The sequence below is a fragment of the Actinacidiphila paucisporea genome (assembly GCF_900142575.1).
Lineage (GTDB): Bacteria > Actinomycetota > Actinomycetes > Streptomycetales > Streptomycetaceae > Actinacidiphila > Actinacidiphila paucisporea.
This window is the reverse complement of record NZ_FRBI01000002.1, coordinates 442,149-464,354: the sequence shown is the minus strand read 5'-3', so window position 1 is coordinate 464,354 and position 22,206 is coordinate 442,149. Positions and strand designations below refer to the sequence as shown.

Sequence of the window (22,206 nt, the reverse complement as noted above, 5' to 3'; positions counted from 1 at the left end):
GAAGTCTACGGCTCGGTTCGGACAGCTTCTGACGGCTCGGGCCTGTCGTTCGGATCTCCGTGGAGGAAGGAGCCGTGCTCGGTGCGTGCGGCTGCAAGGCGGAGGAAGGAGGCGACGCGGTGGGGGCACCTCCCGGCCGCCAGGCCAGGGGGAGTCGTCGACTGATGACAACGCGGCAGGCGTGCGTGCCGGGCGCCGCGACGCCGCGGAGATCCGAACGACAGGCCCGAGGTCAGCTGCGGTCCAGGTCCTTGGTGACGAAGACGTAGTGCGGGCCGCTCGGCTCGATGACGAATTCCTCGCCGACCGCGGTGAAACCCAGGCGCTCGTAGAAGCCGGCTGCCGCGATCCGGCCGTTGCACCACACCAGCCCGGCGCCGCGCGCCGCGCACTCGCGCAGGCCCGCGACCAGCGCGGCGGCGCCGAAGCCCTGGCCGCGTATCTCCGGCGCGCTGCCCATGCCGCGGAAGCGGTACGCGGGGGCCGCCTCGCCGGGCAGGCCGTCGGGGAAGAAGGTGGCGCAGCCCTGGACGGTGCCGGACTCGTCGTAGGCGGCTATGTGGAAGGTGTCGGGGCGCGCGTCTTCGGGATAGACCGCGGTCTCCCGCGGCAGCCCGGTCCGCAGCACCGCCCACCGCAGGGCGAAGATCTCCTCGACGGCGACGACGGCGGTGCGCGAAACGGGCATGGCGGGTGTCCTTCCTGGTCAGTCCAGGAACGAGGTTAGCGGGACCGACGGGTCCGCCAACGCGTCGGGGTCGACCTGCCGGCCCGAGCGGATCAGCTGCTGGATCTGCTCGGTCACGTCCCAGATGTTGACGTTCATCCCCGCCAGCACCCGCCCCTCGCGCAGCCAGAAGGCGATGAACTGCCGCTTCCCGACATCACCGCGGCACACCACCTGGTCGTACGAGCCGGGGGCCGCGTAACCGGAATACTCCATGCCCAGGTCGTACTGGTCGGTGAAGAAGTACGGGATCCGGTCGTACGAGACCGGGCGGCCGAGCATGGCGCGGGCCGCCGCAGGGCCGCCGTTCAGCGCGTTCGCCCAGTGCTCGACCCGCAGCCGGCGGCCCAGCAGCGGGTGCTCGGCGTTCGCGACGTCGCCCGCCGCGAAGATGTCAGGATCCGACGTGCGCAGCGACGCGTCCACCGCGATACCGCCGCCCTCCTCGCCGGGCGCCAGCTCAAGCCCCGCGACCTCGGCCAGCGCGGTACGCGGGGCCGCGCCGATCGCGGCGAGCACGTCGTGCGCCGGGTGCTCCTGGCCGTCGTCGGTCGTCGCGGCCAGGACCATGCCGTCCTGGCCGGTGATGCCGGTCAGCCGGGCGCCGAAGTGGAAGCGGACGCCGTGCTCGGCGTGCAGATCGGTGAAGACGGCGCCCAGCTCCGGCCCCAGCACCGCGTGCAGCGGCGTCGGCGCGGACTCCACGACGGTCACCTCGGCGCCGTAGCCGCGGGCCGCGGCGGCCACCTCCAGACCGATCCAGCCCGCCCCCGCCACCACCAGGTGGCCGTTCTCCCGGCCCAGGCTGGCCAGCGTGTGCTTGAGCCGGTCGGCGTGCGCCAGCCGCCGCAGATGGTGCACCCCGGCCAGGTCCGTACCCGGGACGTCCAGCCGCCGCGGTTCAGAACCGGTCGCGAGCAGCAGCTTGTCGAAGATCAGCGTCGAGCCGTCGCCGAGGGTGATCGTGCGGGTCTTCTTGTCCAGGTGCACCACGGGCTGCCCCAGGTGCAGTTCGACGTCGTGCTCCGCGTACCAGGAGGGGGCGTGCACGAAGGCGGAGTCCCGCTCCGCGCTGCCCGTCAGATACCCCTTGGACAGAGGTGGCCGTTCGTACGGGTGGTCGCGCTCGTCCCCGATCAGTATCACCCGGCCGGTGAAACCCTCGGAGCGCAACGTCTCCGCGGCCTTCGCCCCGGTGAGTCCCGCTCCGACGATCACGAAGGTCTGGTGTGCGTCCACCACTGTGCGCCTCCCCTGCCGGTCTTTCCTTACCCGTGAGCGTCCCTTACGCCGGGGCCGTCGGGAAGGGCGCCACGCCATGTCTTCCGGCGTCCCCCCGGCGCGCGCAGACGTCGGGCTCGCCGTCCGGCAGGAGGGCGAGCGTTTCAGGGGCGCGTGGGGGCACCCCCAGGCGAAGCGCCGGGGGAGAACTGCGCGACAAGCCACGACGGCGCCGCGGACAAGCAGCGAACCGCGAAAGGCAGGGCGGGAAAACCGCGGGTCACCGCGCAAGGCGTGCGTGCAACGCCGTCGCGGCGGCGTCCGTGAGGGCCGCGATCTGGTCGACGACGGCGCGCCGCCGCGCCCGGTCATCCGTCGCGGCGGCGAAGATCGCCGCGAACTGGGGGTCGAGCCCCAGCGGCGCCCGGGCGAGGAGGGCGGCGGCCAGCTCGGAGATGACGATCCGCTGGGCGGCCCGGCGCCGCTCCTGGGCGGCCCGCTGCATGACGTAGCGGTCGGCGACCGCCTTGAGCACGGCGCACTCCAGCCGCTGGTCGCGCGGAACGACCAGCTCGGCCCGGTAGCGCGTGAGCCGAGCCGTACCGTACCGCTCGCGCGTGGCGCCCTCGGCGGCGAGGCAGAAGCGGCCGATGAGCTGGGAGGCCGCGTCCTTGAGCCGGGCCTGGTCGCGGGCGGAGCCGTCGTAGTGCGTGGGCCACCACGGCTGGGCGAGGAGCCGGTCGAGCGCGGCGGCCAGCTCGTCCGGGGAGGCGCCGGGCGGGGCGTAACGGGCCGCGGCACACCCGAAGACCTCGGCTCTCTCGGGACCCGAGGTCAGTGCGCGGGGGTCGATGTGCCCGGCCTGGAGGCCGTCCTCGACGTCGTGCACGGAGTAGGCGACGTCGTCGGACCAGTCCATGACCTGCGCCTCGAAGCATTTGCGGCCGTCCGGTGCGCCTTCCCGGGCCCAGCGGAAGACGGGGAGGTCGTCCTCGTAGACCCCGAATTTGGGGCTGCCGGGCGCGCCGGGGTCGCCGCCCAGCGGCCAGGGGTATTTGGTGGCGGCGTCGAGCGCGGCCCGGGTGAGGTTCAGCCCGACGCTGACGTCCGCGGCGTCGAACCGCTTGGGCTCGATACGGGTGAGCAGCCGCAGGCTCTGCGCGTTGCCCTCGAACCCACCGCAGTCCGCGGCGAATTCGGCCAGCACGACCTCGCCGTTGTGGCCGAAGGGCGGGTGCCCGAGGTCGTGCGCGAGGCACGCGGTCTCGACCAGGTCGGGGTCGCAGCCGAGTGCGGCGCCCAGCTCGCGGCCGACCTGCGCGCATTCGAGGGAGTGCGTGAGCCGGGTGCGCGGGCTGGTGTCGGGCACGGCGGCGTCGCTGACACCCGGGTCGACGACCTGCGTCTTTCCCGCGAGGCGGCGCAGAGCCGCGGAGTGCAGCACCCTGGCCCGGTCGCGCTGGAAGGCCGTACGCCCGGGCCGCTTGTCCGGCTCGGGGACGTAGCGGTCCGTGTCGGCCGCCGCGTAGGGGCCGTAGCGCTCGTAGGGCCCCTGGCGCGGGTCGTCGGTGTCCATATCTCGACGGTAACCGGCGCGGGTGACGGCGTGGTGCCCGCGGTCCCCGCCGTTTCAGCTCGCGCGGGCGAGCGGCCAGTGCCGCAGGGCAGGCGCACGCAGCGCGCGGACGCCCTCGTCGAAGCGGTGCAGGACGAGGCGGGCCATCGCCTCGTGCGCCCCGAGCGGCGCCGCCGCGATCCAGGGCGCGGGCAGTGACGTCTGGGTGGCGAACCGGCCGGGCGCGGTGAAATACGACGCCACGGCGATACGCCGCCGGTCGATGCCGCGGGCGGCGAGCGCGTCGAGCGCGTCGGGGACGGTGGGCGCGGCGGCGGAGGCGTACGCGGGCACGACGGGCACCCCGAGCCGGGCGGCGAGCAGCGCGGCCGTGCGGCCGGTGTCGACGGCGGATTCCGGGTCGCGCGACCCGGCGGCGGCGAGCACGACGGCCTGCCCCGCCCGGACCTGGCCGGACCCCGTGCGGGAGGGCGCCGCCGCCCAGCCCGCCGCCAGCAGCCGGTCGTGGAGCACCTCCGCCAGCAGCGGGTGCGGCCCGAGCGGGGCGGCGACCGTGCCGCGCAGCCAGGGGGCCGCGGACAGCGCCGCGGGCAGGTCGTGCTTGACGTGGTGGCCGCGGCCGAGGAGCAGCGGGACCAGGACGGCTTCGCCGCGCAGCGCGGCCAGGGTGTCGGGGAGCAGGGGCTCGTCCAGCTCGACGTGGCCGAGGCGGACGTCGACGCCGGGGCGCGCCGCCCGCACCCGGTCGAGCAGCGCGCGGACCGCGGGCAGTGCGCGCGGGTCGCGGCTGCCGTGGGCGACGGCCACCAGGGTGGGGCGGGAAGGCGTCATACCTCCATGGTGCGGGATGGGCGTTGCGACGCCGTTGCGCAAAAGGTCACGGCTCTTTGCCCCCGCATCACACACCGGCGCCCCCGCCGGTGAGGCCGCGGCGCCGCCAGTCCCCGCCGGGGATCGGGCCGGCCGACGCGAGCAGGTCCCGGCCCAGGGCCGGGCCCGCGAGGTAGACCCAGGCCTCGGCCTCCCCGCGCTCGCCGCGCACGGCCCGGCGGACCCGCTCGTAGCGGTTGGCCGGATCGCCGGGGACGTAGGTCTCGAGACGGTCCAGGTCGGCGACCACGGCGTCGTACATTTCCTCGGCTATCTCCACCGCCTCGCCGTGCACCCGCCCCTCCCCCGCCGGGTCGGCCACGGCGAAGGGATAGCCGGGGCCGTCGAAGAGCAGCGCGCCCGGCAGCACCGCCGGGGTCCAGGAGCGCGTACGCCCCGTCAGCAGGCCGTGGTTGCGCTCGCCGGGCAGCAGGGTGCCGTAGACGAAGAACGGCAGGCGGTCGGTCACGGTGGCCTCCGGCGGCGGTCGGCGGTGCGGTCTGCGACCACTGTGCCGGGTGCGCCCGCAACCGCGGGCGGTTCGCGGCGCGTCGGTGATCGTGACGAGGGGGTGGGGGATGCGCGTGCCCCGGTTGCCACGGACCCGCGCGGGGCGGCGGCGTACCGTGCAGGTGGCCGCCGCGCTGTGCACGGTCGCGCTGCTGCCCGCCGTGTGGGTCCAGCTCGCGGGCAGCGGGCGGGTGCGGGACCTCGCCGACGTCCCACCCGAGCCGGTCGGCGTCGTCTTCGGCGCGGGCCTCACCGACGGCCGCCCCAGCCCCTACCTCGCCCACCGCCTGGACGCGGCCGCGGCCCTCTACCGGGCGGGCAAGGTACGGGTGCTGCTGGTCACCGGGGACAACAGCCGTACGGCCTACGACGAGCCGGGCGCGATGCGGACGTATCTCGTGGCGCACGGGGTGCCCACCGGGCGGGTCGTCGTGGACGACGCCGGGTTCGACACCTGGGACTCGTGCAGTCGCGCGAAGCGCGTCTTCGGGGTGCGGCGGGCGGTTCTGGTCAGCCAGGGCTTTCACTTCCGGCGGGCCGTGGCCCTCTGCGAGGCGGCCGGCCTCGACGTCTACGGTGTCGGCGTCGACGAGCCGCACGACGTGACGTGGTACGCGGGCGGCGCCCGCGAGCTGCTCGCCGCCACCAAGGCGGCACTGGACGCCGCCGTCCACCCGCCCCCACACTTCCTGGGCCCGGCGGACCCCCACATCGCCGCTGCGCTGGCTCCCCCCTGACCCCCTCGCCCAGTGGCTCCGCCACGCAGATTCCCGCGCCCCGGGGTGATTGCCCCTTACGGTGCGTTGCCTCCCTGCGGGCACGTGGTGGTTGCGCGCGCAGTTCCCCGCGCCCCTCGGGCCTGCGCCCTCATGCGCCCAGGCGTTGGCCCCTGCCAAGGGGCTCGACCTTGCGCAGGGCACGCGCTTTTGAGGGGCGCGGGGAACTGCGCGCCCCGCCGAAGAGGCGGGAAAGAAAGCAACGCACCGCACGGGGCAGGGCCAAAAGGGGCGCGGGAACTGCGCGACAAGCCACGGCGGACCGTCACGGTGGAGCGCGGCCGAGCCCGTGTATGCACTGCATACAGTATGTTCACCGCATGCAGCAGACAGACGCAGCCCACGCGCGGCTGCGCGAGATGATCGTCGCGGGGGCTTACGCGCCCGGGCAGCGGCTCACCGAGACGGAAGTCGCCGGCGCGCTGGCGATGAGCCGCACACCGGTCAGGGAGGCCCTGCGCAGCCTCGTCGCAGACGGCCTGGTCAGGAGCGCGGACGGCCGCGGCGTCGTGGTGACGGCGCTGGACCCGGCGGCGCTGCGGGACACCTACCGGGTACGGGCGGCCCTGGAGGCCCTGACGGCCGAGCTCGCAGCCGAACGCCAGGCCGCGGGCCTCATCGCCCCGGCCGAGCTGACCGCGCTGGCGGCGGACGCGGCACTGACCGAGGAGGCCACCGACGCGGGCCGTCTCGCGGACGCGGTGGCGTACAACCGGCGCTTCCACACCCGCGTCGCGGCCCTGTCCGCGAACGCCCCGGCGCAGGCGGTCCTCGACCGCCTCTGGGACCAGATCGTGGTCTCCACCCGCGCCTCGCTCGACGCGCCGCACCGCCCGGCGCAGGTGAACGGCCAGCACCGCGAGCTGCTGGCCGCGATCACCGAGGGCCGCGCGGCGGACGCCGCGGCCGTGGCCCGGCGGCACGTACTCGACACCTGCGGCTGAAAGGACCCGCCCCCATGGCGTCAGCGAACACCCACACCTACCGCACCGGCCTGCGGTGGACCGGCAACCTGGGCTCCGGCACCAGCACGTACCGTGCCTACGAGCGCGCCCACGAGGTCTCGGCCCCCGGCGTCCCGGTCCTGCTCGGGTCCTCGGACCCGGCCTTCCGCGGTGACGCCTCCCGCTGGAATCCCGAACTGCTGCTGCTGGCGGCCCTGTCGGAGTGCCACATGCTGGCCTACCTCCACCTGTGCGCGGTCAACGGCGTGACGGTGACCGCGTACACCGACCAGGCCGCCGGCACGATGACCCAGACCCCGGACGGCGGCGGCCACTTCACCGACGCCCTGCTCAGCCCGGTGGTGGAGGTCGCCGACGAGGCGACGGTGGAGAAGGCGACGGCGCTCCACGCGGACGCCCACCGCCTGTGCTTCATCGCCAGCTCGGTCAACTTCCCCGTCCGCCACGCCCCGACGGTGACCGTCAGGCCCCTGGGCTGAGCACCGTGCGGGCCCGCAGCCTGCGCAGCATCCTGGCGTCCTGGAAGCCCACCGCCCTCGCCGCGGCCTCCACCGTCGTGCCGTGGCCGATCAGGTGCTCGGCCCGCTCGATCCGCAGTTCCTGCTGGTAGCGCAGCGGCGTGAGGCCGGTGGCGGCGGTGAAGCGGCGGGTCAGGGTGCGCTCGCTCAAGCCGGTGACGGTGGCCAAGTCGGTCAGGGCGAGGCGGGAGCCGTAGTGGGAGTCGATGAGGTCCTGCGCGCGGTGCACGGCGTCGCTGACGTGGGCCCGATGCCGGAGCATCGCGCTGGTCTGCTGCTCGTCGCCGTTGCGGCGGGCGTAGACGACCATCTCGCGGGCGACGCGGGCCGCGGCGGCCGGTCCGTGGCGGACGGCGACCAGGTGGAGGGCGAGGTCGATGCCGCTGGCGATGCCCGCGGAGGTGACGACGCGGCCGTCGACGACGTAGAGGACGTCGCGGACGACGGTGGCCCGCGGGTAGCGGCGGGCGAGTTCGTCCTGGACGTCGTGGTGGGTGGTGCAGCGGCGGCCGTCGAGCAGCCCGGCGCGGCCCAGCGCGTCGGCCCCGGCGCAGACACTGGCCACCGTGCCGCCGTCGGCGTGGTGGGCGCGCAGCCAGTCCAGGGTGGCGGCGGCCAGCGCACCGTTGTCGCGCAGGGTGTGCGAGCGCCAGCCGGGGACGACGACCAGGTCGCCGGCGGTGAGCGCGGGCAGCACCGGGTCGGCGCGCAGGGTGATGCCCTGCGCGGTGGGCACGTCCTCCTGCTCGGCCGTGTAGTGCAGCGTGTGACCGAGGCCGTGGTCGGCCGCGGTGGAGAACACCTGGGCCGGTCCCGCGAGGTCGAGCAGATGCAGCTGCGGGACGAGCAGGAAGACCACCCGGGTCACGATCCGGTCAGCTCCTTGACGGTTGCGACGGTGGCGAAGCGACCCGCCAGCGCATATTCGGTACGGGCGATGATCTCGGCGGGCAGCAGCGTACGCGGGTCGGCGAGCACCTCGGCGAGTGGGCGGTCCGCGGGCGCGTCGCGGTGGGCGATGGGCTCGGTGGCGGTGGCGTCGACGGCGAAGGTGACGTCGTAGCCGAGGTCGGAGGCCAGCCGGGTGGTGGTCTCGACGCACTGCTCGGTGCGGATGCCGCAGGTGACCAGGGCGCGGATGCCGCGCTCGGTGAGGATCTGCTGGAGGTTGGTGGTGGTGAAGGCGTTGTGCGAGGTCTTGGTGAGCACCGGTTCGCCGGGCGCCGGGGCGAGCCCGTCCATCAGCCGCACGTGCCCGTTCGCCGGGTCGAAGACGGTGCCGGAGCCGGGCTCGGCGTGCAGCACCCACACCACCAGGTCGCCGTGCAGCCTGGCGTGGTCGACCAGCCGGGCGACCTTGCCGGCCACGTCGGGGTCGGAGACGGCCTGCCAGCTCTCCCGCCGGCGGAAGGACTCCTGGACGTCGATGACGATGAGCGCGGTGTGCGAGGCGAGGGTCATGGGGGAATCCTGCTCGGTCGGCGGCGGGGCCCGCCAGGCACGATCATGACCCGGTGCGGAACGATCCGGTCAGGCCCGAGGGACCCGGCTCACAGTCCGGCGCGGCCCCGGATGAGCGCACCGTTCCTTCCGGGTAATGGCGGGGATGCGGGTGGGAAACAGCCGCCGCGCAGGCTCGTGCCATGGCCGACGACGGAGGTTTGGGCATGGCTGTCACCACGGCTGCGAGCCGCAACACCAGGGACGACACGATCGTGCTCATCGGCCACGGGATGGTCGGCCAGCGCTTCCTCGAAGCCCTCGCCGACCGCGGGGTGACCGGGCGGGCGCGGGTGGTCGTGCTGTGCGAGGAGCCGCGCCCGGCGTACGACCGGGTGCACCTGACGTCGTACTTCTCCGAGAACGCCAGTCCCGAGGACCTCTCGATGGCCGAGGACGGCTTCATGGCACGGCACGGCATCGAGCTGCACGTGGGCGACCCGGCGGTGTCCGTGGACCGCGAGTCCCGTACGGTGACGGCCCGTTCCGGCCTCACCGTGGTCTACGACACGCTGGTGCTGGCCACCGGCTCGTACCCGTTCGTGCCGCCGGTGCCGGGCAGGGACGCGGCGGGCTGCTTCGTCTACCGCACCATCGAGGACCTGCTGGCGATCGAGGCGTACGCGCGGGGCGTGAGCAGCGGCGCGGTGGTCGGCGGCGGGCTGCTGGGACTTGAGGCGGCGGGCGCGCTCAAGGGGCTCGGGCTCGACACGCACGTCGTGGAGTTCGCACCGCGGCTGATGCCGGTGCAGGTCGACGAGGGCGGCGGCCAGGCGCTGCGGCGGAGCGTCGAGGGTCTCGGCGTGAGCGTGCACACCGGCGTCGGCACCTCGGAGATCACCGTCGGCGACGACGGACGGGTCAGCGGGATGGCGCTGTCGGACGGCTCGGTGCTGCCTGCCGGCATGGTGGTCTTCTCCGCCGGGGTGCGGCCGCGGGACGACCTGGCGCGGGCCTGCGGGCTGCCGGTCGGCGAGCGCGGCGGGATCGTGGTGGACGAGCAGTGCCGTACGGCGGACGCCTCGGTCTTCGCGATCGGCGAGTGCGCGCTGGCCTGCGACGGCCGGGTCTACGGCCTGGTGGCGCCCGGCAACGAGATGGCCGAGACCGCGGCGAGGACCATCGCGGGCGAAGCGGGCGCCTTCACGGGCGCCGACCTGTCGACCAAGCTCAAGCTGCTGGGCGTGGACGTGGCGAGCTTCGGCGACGCGCACGGCACCACCGACGGCTGCCTGGACGTGCGCTACTCCGACGCCAGGTCGGGCGTCTACCGCAAGCTGGTGGTGGGCGCGGACGGGACGCTGCTGGGCGGCGTCCTGGTCGGCGACGTCGAATCGTACGGCGTGCTGCGGCCGTTGACGGGTTCGGTGCCGCCGGTGGCGCCCGAGCACCTGGTGCTGCCGGCGGGCGCGGGCGCCCCCGTCACGCTCGGCCCGACCGCGCTGCCCGACGAGGCGGTGATGTGCAGCTGCCACAACGTGACCAAGGGCGCCATCCGCGGCGCGGTCACCGACCACGGCTGCGGCACCGTGCCCGAGGTGAAGAAGTGCACCAAGGCCGGTACGGGGTGCGGCAGTTGCGTGAAGGTGCTGGGCCAGCTGGTGACCGCCGAGCTGGAGGCGAACGGCGTCATGGTGGACAAGGGCCTGTGCCCGCACTTCGCGCAGACCAGGGCCGAGCTGTACGAGGTGGTCCTCGCGCTGCGGATCTCCTCCTACCGCGACCTGCTCGACGGCCACGGCCGGGAGGGCGCGCGCGGCACCGACGGCTGCGAGGTCTGCAAGCCCGCCGTCGCCTCGATCCTGGCCTCACTGGCCGCCACGGTCGGTGCGAGCGTGCACGTACTGGACGGCGAGCAGGCGGCGTTGCAGGACACCAACGACCACTTCCTGGCCAACATGCAGAAGAACGGCTCGTATTCGATCGTGCCGCGCATCCCCGGCGGTGAGATCACCCCCGAGCGGCTGATCGTGATCGGCGAGGTGGCCCGCGACTTCGGCCTCTACACGAAGATCACCGGCGGCCAGCGCATCGACCTGTTCGGCGCCCGGGTGGAGCAGCTGCCGCTGATCTGGACCCGACTGGTCGACGCCGGCTTCGAGTCGGGGCACGCCTACGGCAAGGCGCTGCGGACGGTGAAGTCCTGCGTGGGGCAGACGTGGTGCCGCTACGGCGTGCAGGACAGCGTGAGGATGGCGATCGACCTGGAGCTGCGCTACCGGGGCCTGCGCTCGCCGCACAAGCTCAAGTCGGCGGTCTCCGGCTGCGCCCGGGAGTGCGCGGAGGCGCAGAGCAAGGACTTCGGGGTGATCGCGACCGCCAACGGCTGGAATCTCTACGTCGGCGGCAACGGCGGCGCCACCCCGCGGCATGCCGACCTGCTGGCGCAGGACCTCTCCGACGCCGAACTGGTGCGGCTCATCGACCGCTTCCTGATGTTCTACATCCGCACCGCGGAGCCGCTGGAGCGCACCAGCGTGTGGCTGCAGCGCATCGCGGGCGGCCTGGACCACGTCCGCGATGTCGTCGTCCACGACTCGCTGGGCATCTGCGGGGAACTGGAAGCCCTGATGGCCGCGCATGTCGCCGGCTACCGCGACGAGTGGGCGGACACCATCAACGACCCGGAGCGGCTGAGCCGTTTCGTGTCCTTCGTCAACGCGCCCGACACCCCGGACCCGACCGTCCGGTTCGTTCCCGAGCGCGGCCAGATCAAGCCCGAGCCGATCCTGCTCACCCTGACGGAAACGGTGACCGCATGAGCAACGTGATCTCCCCCACCCTCCCGCTCACCGGGACGGTCGAACTGCGCACCGCCGAAGGCTGGTTGGCGGTGTGCGCGGCCGAAGAGCTGCTGCCGGGCCGCGGGGTGGCCGCTCTGCTGCCCGACGGGCGGCAGGCCGCGCTCTTCCGCGACCGGGCCGGGCGGCTCTACGCGATCGGCAATGTGGACCCCTTCACCGGCGCGGGGGTGCTCAGCCACGGGCTGCTCGGCACTCTCCAGGACCGCGCCTACGTGGCCTCGCCGCTGCTCAAGCAGCGCTTCGACCTCGCGGACGGGCACTGCCTGGACGACGACTCGGTGGCGGTGGCCAGCTACCCGGTGCGGGTGTCGCGGTCCTGAGGCGCCGCCGATCGGAATGACCGCCGAATGTTTCGAACGTCATCCCGATCCTGGTGGCGGCGCCCCGCGTCACTCGCTCCCGGCCGCGGCGTCCCCGGAAGCGCCGGCCGGCGGCGCCGTGCTGCTGCGCTCCACCAGCCGCGTCGCCAGGTCCACCCGCAGGGTGCTGGGCTCCCGGCCGCGGCTGAGGTCGAGCACCAGCCGGGCCGCCGCCTCGGCCATCTCGGTCAGCGGCTGCCGCACGGTGGTCAGCGGCGGGCTGATCCAGGTGGCGAGCGGCAGGTCGTCGAAGCCGACCACGCTCAGGTCGCGCGGGATCGACAGGCCCAGCTCGCGGGCGGCCTCGTACAGTCCGAGGGCCTGGAGGTCGTTGCCGGTGAAGACGGCGGTGGGGCGGTCCGGCCTGCGCAGCAGTTCCAGGCCCGCCGTATAGCCCGCCTCGTGGTGGAAGTTGCCCGACACGACGAGGTCGGGGTCGTAGCGCACCCCGGCGGTCTCCAGCGCGGCGCGGTAGCCGTCGATCCTGGCCCGGCTGCACATCATGCCCGCCGGGCCGCCGAGCACGCCGATCCTTGTGTGGCCGAGGTCCAGCAGGTGGCGGGTGGCGGCCAGGCCGCCCTGCCAGTTGGTCGCGCCGATCGCCGGCACGTCCTCGCCGGGGTCGCCGGCCGGGTCGAGCACCACGAACGGTATGTCGCGGCTGATCAGCTGGGCGCGCTGTGCCGGGTCGAGCCCGGACAGCACCAGGATCACGCCGGTCGGCCGGCGGGCGAGCACCCCGTCCACCCAGGTCTGGCCGGGGCTCAGCCGGCCCGCGGACTCCGACAGCACCACGCTGAGGCCCTCCTGCCCGGCCACCCGCTCGACGCCCCTGATCACCTCCATCGCCCAGGAGCTCTCCAGCTCGTGGAAGACCAGGTCGAGCAGCGGCGCGGGCTGCATGCTGCCGCGGCGGCGCTGGTAGCCGTGCCGGCGCAGCAGGTCCTCGACCCGGCTGCGGGTGGCGGGGGCGACGTCGCCGCGGCCGTTGAGCACTTTCGAAACAGTCGGAGCCGAGACCCCGGCGGCCCGGGCGATCTCGGCGAGCGTCGCCGCGCCCTCGCCGGCGGTTCCCGACTGGTCATCGTGCGAAGGCTGGGGAATCGTGGCACTCATGGCAGCGATCGTAGCCCGGCCGGTTGCCGTCCGTCCGCGCCCCGGCGGTGTCGATTGTCTTCATGGAGCCCATAAAGATTCGGAAAACATCTCGAATTATTCGGAAATTCTCGCGGGCGACAGCTCCCGTGATCATCGAACCCCCGGTGACGACCTCGGTCCTGCCGCGCCGCCGCGGCCACTGATCCACCGGCCCGCGGAGCCGGAACCGACGGCCCCGCCGTCCCATCTCCGTCCGCCCGGCCGGATATTGGGAGGCGCCCAGGAGCCATCACACCGCCCTACCCGGGTAGTCGAACGGGTGAGGAGGTGTGTCATGGCCACGCAATACACAGTAAGCCGGATGCCCTGGTGGGTCCGGACCATCATCGGAGTCGTCGTCCTCGGCCTGCTGTTCGTCCTGCTGGGCAAGGCGAACTGGCTGCCCGGCCTGCCCAATCCGTTCGCCGAGACGACCAAGGACCGCAGCGGCCCGGTGCTGCTGAAGTCCATCCAGGACATGAACCGCTTCGAGGGCGCGAGCGGCAACTTCGAGGTCGTCGTGGACCTCGACAAGGACGCCAAGTACCTGCCCGACGTCGTGCGCGGCAAGCGCACCCTCTACGTCGGCGCCGGGAGCGTCGACGCGTACGTCGACCTCGGCACGATCAAGGAGGGCGCGGTGACGGTCTCCGACGACCGCAAGACCGCCTCCCTGCGGCTGCCGCACGCGGCGTTGGAGCGGACCGCACTGGACACCAAGCACTCCTACGTCGTCTCCCAGTCGCGCGGCTTCTTCGACCGGGTCGGCGACTTCTTCGGCAGCGACACCGGCAACGTGCAGCAGCTCAACGAGCTGGCCGCGCAGAAGATCCAGGACGCCGCCAAGCAGACGGAACTCACCGCCCGCGCCGAGACGAACACCCGGACGATGCTCCAGGGGCTGCTGACCTCGCTGGGCTTCACCTCGGTCACGGTGACCTTCGGCCCGCCGCCCACCGCGACGCCGTCCCCCTCGGGCAAGGCGAGCGCGACCCCGTCGGCTACGAAGGGGTGAGCGCGGGGAGCAGGTGCGCCTCCTCGTAAGCGAAGTGCCGCTCCATCTCGCCGGCGAGGGCGTCGAGACGCCGCCGTACGTCCTCGCCGGGCACGTCCGGCCCGGTCAGCAGCGGGCGCAGCTCAGCGAGCCCCCGGGCGACCTCGCGGTCCTCGGCCCGCAGCCGGGCCAGGACCGGGGCCAGCTCGGGGAAGGCGGCGTCGAAGGCGGGCAGGACGGCGTCCTCGGTGGCGTGGTGGGAGCCCAGCGCGTCGCAGAAGGCCAGGCAGTGCACGGCGAGGTCGGCGGCGGCCGGCCCGCCGCCGCGCAGGTCCGCCAGCTGGGCCCGCAGGGCGGCGTGCACGGTGACCAGCTGGTGGACGATGGCCCGGTTGCGCGCGGCGTCGGGTGTGGCCAGGTCCAGCGGATGGAGGGCGACCACCGGGATCACCCGGCCGGTCGCCCGCTGGTAGTCGCCGTACGCGGGCACCCGCGCCGCCTGCCGGGCGTACGCCTCGTCCCGCTCGGCACCTTCCAGCGGCCGCGCCCGGGCGGCGAACGTCCGCACTCCCCCGCTCCCGTCGCCGATCTCGACCTCGACCCCGGGGTGGGCGAGCAGGTTGTGGTACCAGCCGGGGTGCCGGTCAGCGCCGGCGTTCGACCCGAACACCAGCAGCAGGCCGTCCTCTCGCGCGCAGCCCGACGTCGCCCCCGCCACGGTCAGCCTGATGGTCAGCGACCTCGGCCGCCAGGGCATCCTCGACCGCACCCCCGACCCCGCCGACCGGCGCCGCACGATCGTCACCATCGCCCCCGCCCACCGCCCCGCGATCGACGGTTGGCTCGCCCGCGGTGCCACCGCCTGGCGCCAGGCCCTGGCCCCCCCTCACCCCCGCGGAACGCCGCCTGTTCGTCGCCACCCTGGCCGCGTACGAGTCCGGCCTGTCCGACGGGTGACCGCTCGCGCGGCTGAGGCTCATCTCACTTCGAGCGCGTTGCGCGCGGCCTCGATGAACCGGATGTGGTGGTCGCGGAAGAGCCGATAGGCCCGGTTGTAGTCGGCTCTCAGCTCGTCCGTCCCGTCGACCAACCGGATCAGCAGCAGATGCGTGTTGACGGCCAGCCGTCGCAGCTCGCGAGCCCGCTCGGCGACGTCGGCGGGACCTTCGAGCAGCACGTCCCTGCTGGCCTTGGTGACGCGGCTGACCGCCTCGCGTGAGGCGGCCTGCATCTCGCCGACGATCGTCGTACGGGTGGCGGTCGAGGACGACTGATCGACCACTTCCATCCTCCAGAGGACCTCGGACAGCGCGTTCACCTGCGCGCTGAGATCCTTGTACGCCTCCCGCCGCCTGTCCCTGGCGTCAGCCACTTCCTTGGTATGAGCGGCGACCTCCGCCTGCACCCGGGCCCCGTTCGCGTTCCCCCGGCTCGTGACCCAACTCGCACCCAGCGCGGTCACCGCGGTGAGCACTCCGACCCACCAACTGCTGTCCCCCATCCGCCGAGTGTCGCAACTCCTCCCCACCACGGCCAGAGGGCCTCCCGGCCACGTCCGCGCCTCAACCGGGCACCCGTCATCCGGCGGCCATGGCACCACGGGACGGTGTACGCCATCCCGTCGCGGTCCCGGCCGGGGGCGCAGCGAAATGCCGGGGGCGGCGCCTCCGCACGAAGCGTCGCCCCCGGCGGGGAAGGGCCGGTCGGTCCGCCGGGCGGTGAGGGTTCGGCCCCCAGGGCAAGGGGCCGCCGGCGGTGGACCGGGCCGGCCCGGTCGGGGGGTCAGTGGGGTTTGGCCGCCGCGCGGCCGGCCTCCAGGCGGGCGACGGGGATGCGGAAGGGCGAGCAGGAGACGTAGTCCAGGCCGACCTCGTGGAAGAAGTGGACGGACTCCGGGTCGCCGCCGTGCTCGCCGCAGATGCCGAGTTTGAGGTCGGGGCGGGTGGCGCGGCCGGCTTCCACGGCGCTGCGGACCAGGGAGCCGACGCCGTCCTTGTCGATGGTCTCGAACGGTGACACGCCGAAGATGCCCTTCTCCAGATACGCGGTGAAGAACGACGCCTCGACGTCGTCGCGGGAGAAGCCCCAGACGGTCTGGGTGAGGTCGTTGGTGCCGAAGGAGAAGAACTCGGCGGCCTCGGCGATCTGGCCCGCGGTCAGGGCGGCGCGGGGCAGTTCGATCATCGTGCCGATGGCCAGCTTCAGCCGGGTGCCGGTGGCCGCCTCGACGTCGGCGATGACCCGGTCGGCCTCCTCGCGGACGATCTCCAGCTCCTGGACGGTGCCGACCAGCGGGATCATGATCTCGGCCCGCGGGTCGCACTTGGCCGCCTTGCGGTGCGCGACGGCCTCGGCGATGGCCCGTACCTGCATCGCGAACAGCCCGGGGATGACCAGGCCGAGTCGGACGCCGCGCAGGCCCAGCATCGGGTTCTGCTCGTGCAGCTTGTGCACGGCCTGGAGCAGCCGCAGGTCGTTCTCGTTGGCGTCCTTGCGGGACTCGGCGAGCGCGACCCGTACCGACAGCTCGGTGATGTCGGGCAGGAACTCGTGCAGCGGCGGGTCGAGCAGCCGTACGGTCACCGGCAGGCCGTCCATCGCCTCGAACAGCTCGATGAAGTCGGCCTTCTGCAGCGGCAGCAGCGCGCCCAGCGCTTCCTCCCGCTCGGTGTCGGTGTCGGCCAGGACCAGCCGCTCGACCATCTCGCGCCGCTCGCCGAGGAACATGTGCTCGGTCCTGCACAGGCCGATGCCCTGCGCCCCGAAGCGGCGGGCCCGCGCGGCGTCCTCGGCGTTGTCGGCGTTGGCGCGCACCTGGAGCCTGCGCACCCGGTCGGCGTACGCCATCACCCGGTGCACGGCCTGCACCAGGCCGTCCGCCTCGTCGGCGCCCGCGTGCATCCGGCCCTCGAAGTACTCGACGACCGGGGACGGGACGACCGGCACCTCGCCGAGGTAGATCTTGCCGGTGGAGCCGTCGATCGAGATGAGGTCGCCCTCCTCTATCACCACGCCACCGGGTGCGGTGAGCCTGCGCCGCTTGGTGTCGACCTCCAGCTCCTCCGCCCCGCACACGCAGGTCTTGCCCATACCGCGGGCGACGACGGCCGCGTGCGAGGTCTTGCCGCCGCGCGAGGTGAGGATGCCCTCGGCGGCGATCATGCCGTTGAGGTCGTCGGGGTTGGTCTCCCGGCGGATCAGGATGACCTGCTCGCCCGAGCGCGACCACTTCACCGCGGTGTAGGAGTCGAAGACCGCCTTGCCGACCGCGGCGCCCGGCGAGGCCGCGATGCCCCAGCCGATCCGCTTGACCTGGCCGCTGTCGGCGACGGTGTCCTCGAAGCGCGGGAACATCAGCTGGCTGAGCTGCGCCCCGGTGACCCGCTGCAGGGCCTCCGCCTCGTCGATCAGCCCCTGGTCGACCAGCTGCGTGGCGATACGGAAGGCCGCCGCCGCGGTCCGCTTGCCGACCCGGGTCTGCAGCATCCACAGGTGCCCGCGCTCGATGGTGAACTCGATGTCGCACAGGTCCCGGTAGTGCGTCTCCAGCGTCTGCATGATCGACATCAGCTGGTCGTAGGACGTCTTGTCGATGCCTTCGAGCTCGGCGAGCGGCACGGTGTTGCGGATGCCGGCGACGACGTCCTCGCCCTGCGCGTTCTGCAGGTAGTCGCCGTACGTGCCCTGCGCGCCGCTGGCCGGGTCGCGCGTGAAGGCCACGCCCGTGCCGGAGTCGGGGCCGAGGTTGCCGAAGACCATCGAGCACACGGTGACGGCGGTGCCCAGGTCGCCGGGGATACGCTCCTGGCGGCGGTACAGCTTGGCCCGCTCGGTGTTCCACGAGTCGAACACCGCCCGCACCGCCAGGTCCATCTGCTCGCGCGGCTCCTGCGGGAACTCCCGGCCGGTCTCCTTGAGCACGATCTGCTGGAAGTCCGCGACCAGTTGCTTGAGGTCGCCCGCGTCCAGGCCGAGGTCGCTGTCGGCGCCCTTGGCCCGCTTGGCCGCCTCCATCGCCTCCTCGAAGAGGTCGCCGTCGACGTCCATCACGGTCTTGCCGAACATCTGCACGAGGCGGCGGTAGGAGTCCCACGCGAAGCGCTCGTTGTCCGCCTGGGCCGCGAGCCCGGCCACCGAGGCGTCGGACAGCCCGATGTTCAGGACGGTGTCCATCATGCCGGGCATCGAGAACTTCGCCCCCGACCGCACCGACACCAGCAGCGGGTCGTCGGCCTGCCCGAGCCGCTTGCCCATCCGCTTCTCCAGCGCTTCGAGGTGCGCACTCACCTCGTCGCGCAGCGCGGCGGGCTCCGCGCCGGACTCCAGATACACCCTGCACGCCTCGGTGGTGATGGTGAATCCGGGAGGGACCGGAAGCCCGAGGTTGGTCATCTCGGCGAGGTTCGCACCCTTCCCGCCGAGCAGATCCTTGAGGTCTTTGTTGCCCTCAGTGAAGTCGTAGACGAATTTCTGCTGCTTCTGCCGTGCCGACACTGGGCCTCGACTCCTCGCGACCGGGTTGCCCTGACGGCGGGGAGCGTACCCATCTCCAAGGCTCCGCAGTGCGTCCATCACCCCGACACACGGGCTTTACCGCTCGTCTGCCGAGGTATCGAATGTCAGAGGCCGCTTTCCGCGGCTTCACGCCGCGTTCACGGCCCGAACGCACGGTTTCGCTGCGCGAGCTTCCGGGCGCGCGATGTCACGGTGAGTGACGGATGGCGCGACCCTGTGCAGAGCAGGGGCGTGGCACTGAGTGCCATGCATTCGAGACTTTACGCGCTCATACGTGCGCTCATTTGAGCGCGTACTACATCAGGCGTGGTACGAATCACGTCCGCGGTCTCACCTCCCGGACGTGGCCCCGCCCCGCCTGAACGACCTCATCGGGCGGCGCCGCAGCCAGGCGGCGGACGGGGAGTCGCCCGGCTGCGCGCGGCGGACGTTCAGCCGCCGGACGTGTCGGACTCGGCGTCGTCCGACGGGGTGGCGCAGTCGTAGGGGTCGGCCAGCCAGCCGTCCGGCAGGACCACGCGCTTGCCGGCAGCCGTACGGCCGCGGGGGCCGTCGGCGTGCGCGGGCCAGGGCTGGGTCAGGTCGAGCGAGGCGAGCTGCTCGTCCAGCTCCGCCAGGGACGAGGCCGTCGCCAGGGCGCGGCGCGCGTCGGAGCCGACCGCGAAGCCCTTGGTGTACCAGGGCACGTGCTTGCGGAAGTCGACGACCCCGCGGGTCTCGTCGCCGAGCCAGCGGCCGAGCAGCTCGGCGTGCCGCCGCATCACGGCGGCCACCCGGCCGAAGTCCGGGGCGGCGGGGGCGGACCCCGGGGACTCGAACGCGGCGACGAGGTCGCCGAAGAGCCAGGGGCGGCCCAGGCAGCCGCGCCCGACGACCACGCCGTCGCAGCCGGTGGCCCGCATCATCCGCTGGGCGTCCTGCGCGCTCCAGATGTCGCCGTTGCCGAGCACGGGGATCTCGGGGACGTGCTCCTTCAGGCGGGCGATGGCATCCCAGTCGGCGGTGCCGCCGTAGTGCTGGGCGGCGGTGCGGCCGTGCAGGGCGACCGCGGTGACGCCCTCCTCGACGGCGATCCGCCCGGCGTCCAGATACGTCAGGTGGTCGTCGTCGATGCCCTTGCGCATCTTGATGGTGACCGGCAGGTCCCCGGCGTTGCCGACGGCCTCGCGCAGGATCGAGCGCAGCAGGTTGCGCTTGTACGGCAGCGCGGAGCCACCGCCCTTGCGGGTGACCTTCGGGACCGGGCAGCCGAAGTTGAGGTCGATGTGGTCGGCGAGGTCCTCGTCCACGATCATCCGCACGGCCTTGCCGACGATCACCGGGTCGACGCCGTAGAGCTGGATGGAGCGCGGGGTCTCGGCGGCGTCGAAGTGGATGAGGTGCATCGTCTTCTCGTTGCGCTCGACCAGGGCGCGGGTGGTGATCATCTCGCTGACGAACAGCCCCTTGCCGCCGCTGAACTCCCGGCACAGCGTGCGGAAGGGCGCGTTGGTGATCCCGGCCATCGGCGCGAGCACGACCGGCGGCTGCACGGTGTGCGGGCCGATACGGAGTGCGTCGGGCACGGGCGGGGCCAGGGTGGCGTCAGCGGTCATGCCGACCATTGTCCCGCACGTCGGGAGTGGCCCGTCGGCCCACCAGCTGCCCGGGTCCACAAGCCACCCGCACCCACCGGCCGCCCGACCCGAACGCGCGGCCCACCGCCCCCGCGGGCCCGTACGCCTCGGAGCCCGGCCTCCGGCAATCGTTGTACGATAACAATCGTTCTACTCACACAATCATTGGACGCTGCATCTATGCCGGACCTGACCGCACGGCGCCGCACCCTCGTCCTGGCGATCTGCTGTATGAGCCTGCTGATCGTCAGCCTCGACAACACGATCCTCAACGTCGCGCTCCCGTCGCTGCAGAGGGACTTCCACGCCTCGGTCTCCGGGCTGCAGTGGACGATCGACGCCTATCTGCTGGTCATCGCCTCGCTGCTGCTGCTGTCCGGGTCGACGGCCGACCGGATCGGCCGTAAGAAGGTCTTCCGGACCGGCCTGGTGCTCTTCACCGCCGGGTCCCTGCTGTGCAGCCTCGCGCCGGGCCTGGGGTGGCTGATCGCGTTCCGCATGGTGCAGGCGGTCGGCGGGTCGATGCTCAACCCGGTGGCGATGTCGATCATCACCAACACTTTCTCGGAGCCGCGCGAGCGCGCCCGGGCGATCGGGGTGTGGGGCGGCGTCGTCGGGATCAGCATGGCGGCCGGACCGATCGTGGGCGGCGCCCTGGTGCAGTCGGTGGGCTGGCGGTCGATCTTCTGGATCAACCTGCCGATCGGGCTGGCCGCGCTGGTGCTGACCGCGCGCTTCATCCCCGAGTCCCGCGCCCCGCGGGCCCGCCGGGTCGACCCGGTCGGGCAGCTGCTGGTCGTCGCGCTGCTCGGCACCCTGACGTACGGGATCATCGAGGGCTCGGACGCGGGCTGGACCTCGCTGCCGATCGTCGGCTGCTTCACGGTGGCCGTCCTGGCCGCGGCGGGGCTCGCGACGTACGAGAGGCGGCGGGTGGACCCGCTGATCGACACCCGGTTCTTCCGCAGCGCGCCGTTCAGCGGCGCCACCGTGATCGCCGTCTGCGCCTTCGCCGCGCTCGGCGGCTTCCTGTTCCTCAACACGCTCTACCTGCAGAACGAGCGCGGCCTGTCCGCACTGGACGCGGGGCTCTACATGCTGCCGATGGCCACGATGGCACTGGTCTTCGCGCCGCTGTCGGGCCGCCTGGTCGGCACCCGCGGGCCGCGTATCCCGCTGGTGCTCGCGGGAGCCGCGATGACCGCCAGCGGCGTGCTCTTCGCCGCCTTCGACGCCCAGTCGTCCGACGCGCTGCTCTTCACCTCCTACGTGCTCTTCGGCATCGGCTTCGGCCTGGTCAACGCACCGATCACCAACACCGCCGTGTCCGGCATGCCGCGCGCCCAGGCCGGGGTGGCGGCGGCGGTCGCCTCGACCAGCCGCCAGGTCGGCCAGTCGCTGGGCGTCGCGGTGCTGGGCGCGGCACTGGCCGCCGGGCTGCACGAGGGCGCCTGGTGGATCATCGCGGGCTGTGGTGCGGCGGTGCTGCTGCTCGGTACGCTCACCACCGGCCGGTGGGCCAAGGCCACGGCGGCGCGCACGGCGGGACTGCTGCTGGCGCCCGAGGCGGAGGACGACCGGAAGGCGGTGAGGGTGTGACGACGGCAGGGCAGCAGACGGCGGCGCCCGCGTACGGCGAGCAGGCCCGCACTCCGGAGACTCCGGAGATCCCCGAAACCCTGGACGGCCCCGGGGCCGGGGAGGCCGCCGAGCGCGTGTGGCGCAATCTGCGCGCCCTGGTGCTCGAACGCAACGAGCGCCGCAAGGAGGTCGCCGAGGCCCTCGGCATGAGCTTCTTCCGGGCCAAGGCGCTGCGCAGGATCGCCCGGCGGCCCTCCCAGATGAGCGAGCTGGCCGCGGAGCTGGCCTCCGACCGGCCGTATCTCACGCTCGTGGTGGACGACCTGGAGAAGCGCGGCCTGGTGGAGCGCCGGCAGCATCCCACCGACCGGCGCTGCAAGATCGTGTCGGCCACCGAGGCGGGCCTGGCCGCGGCCGCCCGCGCGAACGCGATCCTGGGCAGCCCGCCGGCCGCCCTGCTGACCCTGTCGGCGGCGGACCTGGCCGACCTCGACCGGATCACGTCGTCGCTGGCCGCACTCCCCCAGGACTGACCGG

Annotated in this window: 20 protein-coding genes; 8 read left to right on the top strand and 12 right to left on the bottom strand. The window is 73.2% G+C overall.

The window, feature by feature from the left end; genetic code table 11:
* Positions 1-232: 232 nt before the first annotated feature.
* The 5 genes from BUE44_RS05145 to BUE44_RS05125 form a co-directional block, all read right to left on the bottom strand.
* A complete protein-coding gene (locus BUE44_RS05145; protein WP_073494163.1) occupies positions 233-688 on the bottom strand; it encodes a GNAT family N-acetyltransferase in 456 nt (151 codons plus the stop codon).
* 18 nt (positions 689-706) lie between these two features.
* Positions 707-1,969 (bottom strand): NAD(P)/FAD-dependent oxidoreductase, encoded by a 1,263-nt coding sequence (locus tag BUE44_RS05140; RefSeq protein WP_073494160.1) that lies wholly within the window; start codon positions 1,967-1,969, stop codon positions 707-709.
* 259 nt (positions 1,970-2,228) lie between these two features.
* Positions 2,229-3,524 carry a deoxyguanosinetriphosphate triphosphohydrolase gene (locus BUE44_RS05135; protein ID WP_073494158.1) on the bottom strand — a complete coding sequence of 432 codons (1,296 nt, stop codon included), beginning with the start codon at positions 3,522-3,524 and terminating at the stop codon, positions 2,229-2,231.
* A gap of 54 nt (positions 3,525-3,578) precedes the next feature.
* Entirely contained in the window at positions 3,579-4,355 is a 777-nt protein-coding gene (locus BUE44_RS05130) for a sirohydrochlorin chelatase (RefSeq protein ID WP_073494156.1), read from the bottom strand.
* A 67-nt stretch (positions 4,356-4,422) separates the two neighbouring features.
* Positions 4,423-4,863, bottom strand: coding sequence for a gamma-glutamylcyclotransferase family protein (locus BUE44_RS05125; RefSeq protein WP_073494153.1), 441 nt, complete (start codon positions 4,861-4,863; stop codon positions 4,423-4,425).
* Positions 4,864-4,972: 109 nt separating this feature from the next.
* Here BUE44_RS05125 and BUE44_RS05120 point away from each other — a divergent pair, with 109 nt between their 5' ends.
* From BUE44_RS05120 to BUE44_RS05110, 3 genes are all read left to right on the top strand, one after another.
* Positions 4,973-5,641 carry a SanA/YdcF family protein gene (locus tag BUE44_RS05120; RefSeq protein ID WP_073494150.1) on the top strand — a complete coding sequence of 223 codons (669 nt, stop codon included), beginning with the start codon at positions 4,973-4,975 and terminating at the stop codon, positions 5,639-5,641.
* A 359-nt stretch (positions 5,642-6,000) separates the two neighbouring features.
* Complete coding sequence (locus tag BUE44_RS05115; RefSeq protein ID WP_073494148.1) at positions 6,001-6,624, top strand: GntR family transcriptional regulator; 624 nt, start codon at positions 6,001-6,003, stop codon at positions 6,622-6,624.
* Between the two features lie 14 nt (positions 6,625-6,638).
* Positions 6,639-7,124 (top strand): OsmC family protein, encoded by a 486-nt coding sequence (locus BUE44_RS05110; RefSeq protein ID WP_073494146.1) that lies wholly within the window; start codon positions 6,639-6,641, stop codon positions 7,122-7,124.
* Here the strand turns inward: BUE44_RS05110 and BUE44_RS05105 are convergent.
* Both BUE44_RS05105 and BUE44_RS05100 read right to left on the bottom strand, forming a co-directional pair.
* Positions 7,108-8,031 (bottom strand): GlxA family transcriptional regulator, encoded by a 924-nt coding sequence (locus BUE44_RS05105; protein WP_073494144.1) that lies wholly within the window; start codon positions 8,029-8,031, stop codon positions 7,108-7,110. The two genes, BUE44_RS05110 and BUE44_RS05105, sit on opposite strands and share 17 nt — an antisense overlap.
* Entirely contained in the window at positions 8,028-8,624 is a 597-nt protein-coding gene (locus tag BUE44_RS05100) for a cysteine hydrolase family protein (RefSeq protein WP_073494142.1), read from the bottom strand. The genes BUE44_RS05105 and BUE44_RS05100 overlap by 4 nt, the downstream gene beginning before the upstream one ends.
* A gap of 206 nt (positions 8,625-8,830) precedes the next feature.
* On the opposite strand from BUE44_RS05100, the gene nirB reads away from it, so the two are divergent.
* Together nirB and nirD are read left to right on the top strand one after the other, a co-directional pair.
* Positions 8,831-11,425, top strand: a complete 2,595-nt coding sequence (nirB, locus tag BUE44_RS05095; protein ID WP_073494140.1) for a nitrite reductase large subunit NirB — start codon at positions 8,831-8,833, stop codon at positions 11,423-11,425.
* The gene (gene nirD, locus BUE44_RS05090; protein ID WP_073494138.1) at positions 11,422-11,787 is read left to right on the top strand and encodes a nitrite reductase small subunit NirD; all 366 of its coding nucleotides are present in this window, start codon (positions 11,422-11,424) and stop codon (positions 11,785-11,787) included. Before nirB ends, nirD begins: the two co-directional genes overlap by 4 nt.
* A 69-nt stretch (positions 11,788-11,856) precedes the next feature.
* Here nirD and BUE44_RS05085 read toward each other — a convergent pair whose 3' ends face one another.
* Positions 11,857-12,942: a LacI family DNA-binding transcriptional regulator gene (locus tag BUE44_RS05085; RefSeq protein ID WP_079189493.1), complete on the bottom strand. Its 1,086-nt coding sequence runs from the start codon at positions 12,940-12,942 to the stop codon at positions 11,857-11,859.
* A gap of 343 nt (positions 12,943-13,285) precedes the next feature.
* Between BUE44_RS05085 and BUE44_RS05080 the strand changes: the two genes are divergently transcribed.
* The gene (locus tag BUE44_RS05080; RefSeq protein WP_073494136.1) at positions 13,286-13,978 is read left to right on the top strand and encodes a DUF4230 domain-containing protein; all 693 of its coding nucleotides are present in this window, start codon (positions 13,286-13,288) and stop codon (positions 13,976-13,978) included.
* On the opposite strand, the gene BUE44_RS05075 is transcribed toward BUE44_RS05080, so the two are convergent.
* From BUE44_RS05075 to dusB, 4 genes are all read right to left on the bottom strand, one after another.
* Positions 13,965-14,714, bottom strand: a complete 750-nt coding sequence (locus BUE44_RS05075; RefSeq protein ID WP_159450229.1) for a nitroreductase/quinone reductase family protein — start codon at positions 14,712-14,714, stop codon at positions 13,965-13,967. The genes BUE44_RS05080 and BUE44_RS05075 overlap by 14 nt on opposite strands.
* A 219-nt stretch (positions 14,715-14,933) precedes the next feature.
* The gene (locus BUE44_RS05070) at positions 14,934-15,458 is read right to left on the bottom strand and encodes a hypothetical protein (protein ID WP_073494132.1); all 525 of its coding nucleotides are present in this window, start codon (positions 15,456-15,458) and stop codon (positions 14,934-14,936) included.
* Positions 15,459-15,739: 281 nt separating this feature from the next.
* Positions 15,740-18,451, bottom strand: coding sequence for a pyruvate, phosphate dikinase (ppdK, locus tag BUE44_RS05065; RefSeq protein WP_073494130.1), 2,712 nt, complete (start codon positions 18,449-18,451; stop codon positions 15,740-15,742).
* A gap of 452 nt (positions 18,452-18,903) precedes the next feature.
* Positions 18,904-20,067, bottom strand: coding sequence for a tRNA dihydrouridine synthase DusB (dusB, locus tag BUE44_RS05060; protein WP_073494568.1), 1,164 nt, complete (start codon positions 20,065-20,067; stop codon positions 18,904-18,906).
* A gap of 201 nt (positions 20,068-20,268) precedes the next feature.
* On the opposite strand from dusB, the gene BUE44_RS05055 reads away from it, so the two are divergent.
* Together BUE44_RS05055 and BUE44_RS38295 are read left to right on the top strand one after the other, a co-directional pair.
* Entirely contained in the window at positions 20,269-21,687 is a 1,419-nt protein-coding gene (locus BUE44_RS05055; RefSeq protein ID WP_073494128.1) for an MFS transporter, read from the top strand.
* Entirely contained in the window at positions 21,684-22,202 is a 519-nt protein-coding gene (locus tag BUE44_RS38295) for a MarR family winged helix-turn-helix transcriptional regulator (RefSeq protein ID WP_235001907.1), read from the top strand. Before BUE44_RS05055 ends, BUE44_RS38295 begins: the two co-directional genes overlap by 4 nt.
* Positions 22,203-22,206 lie beyond the last annotated feature (4 nt).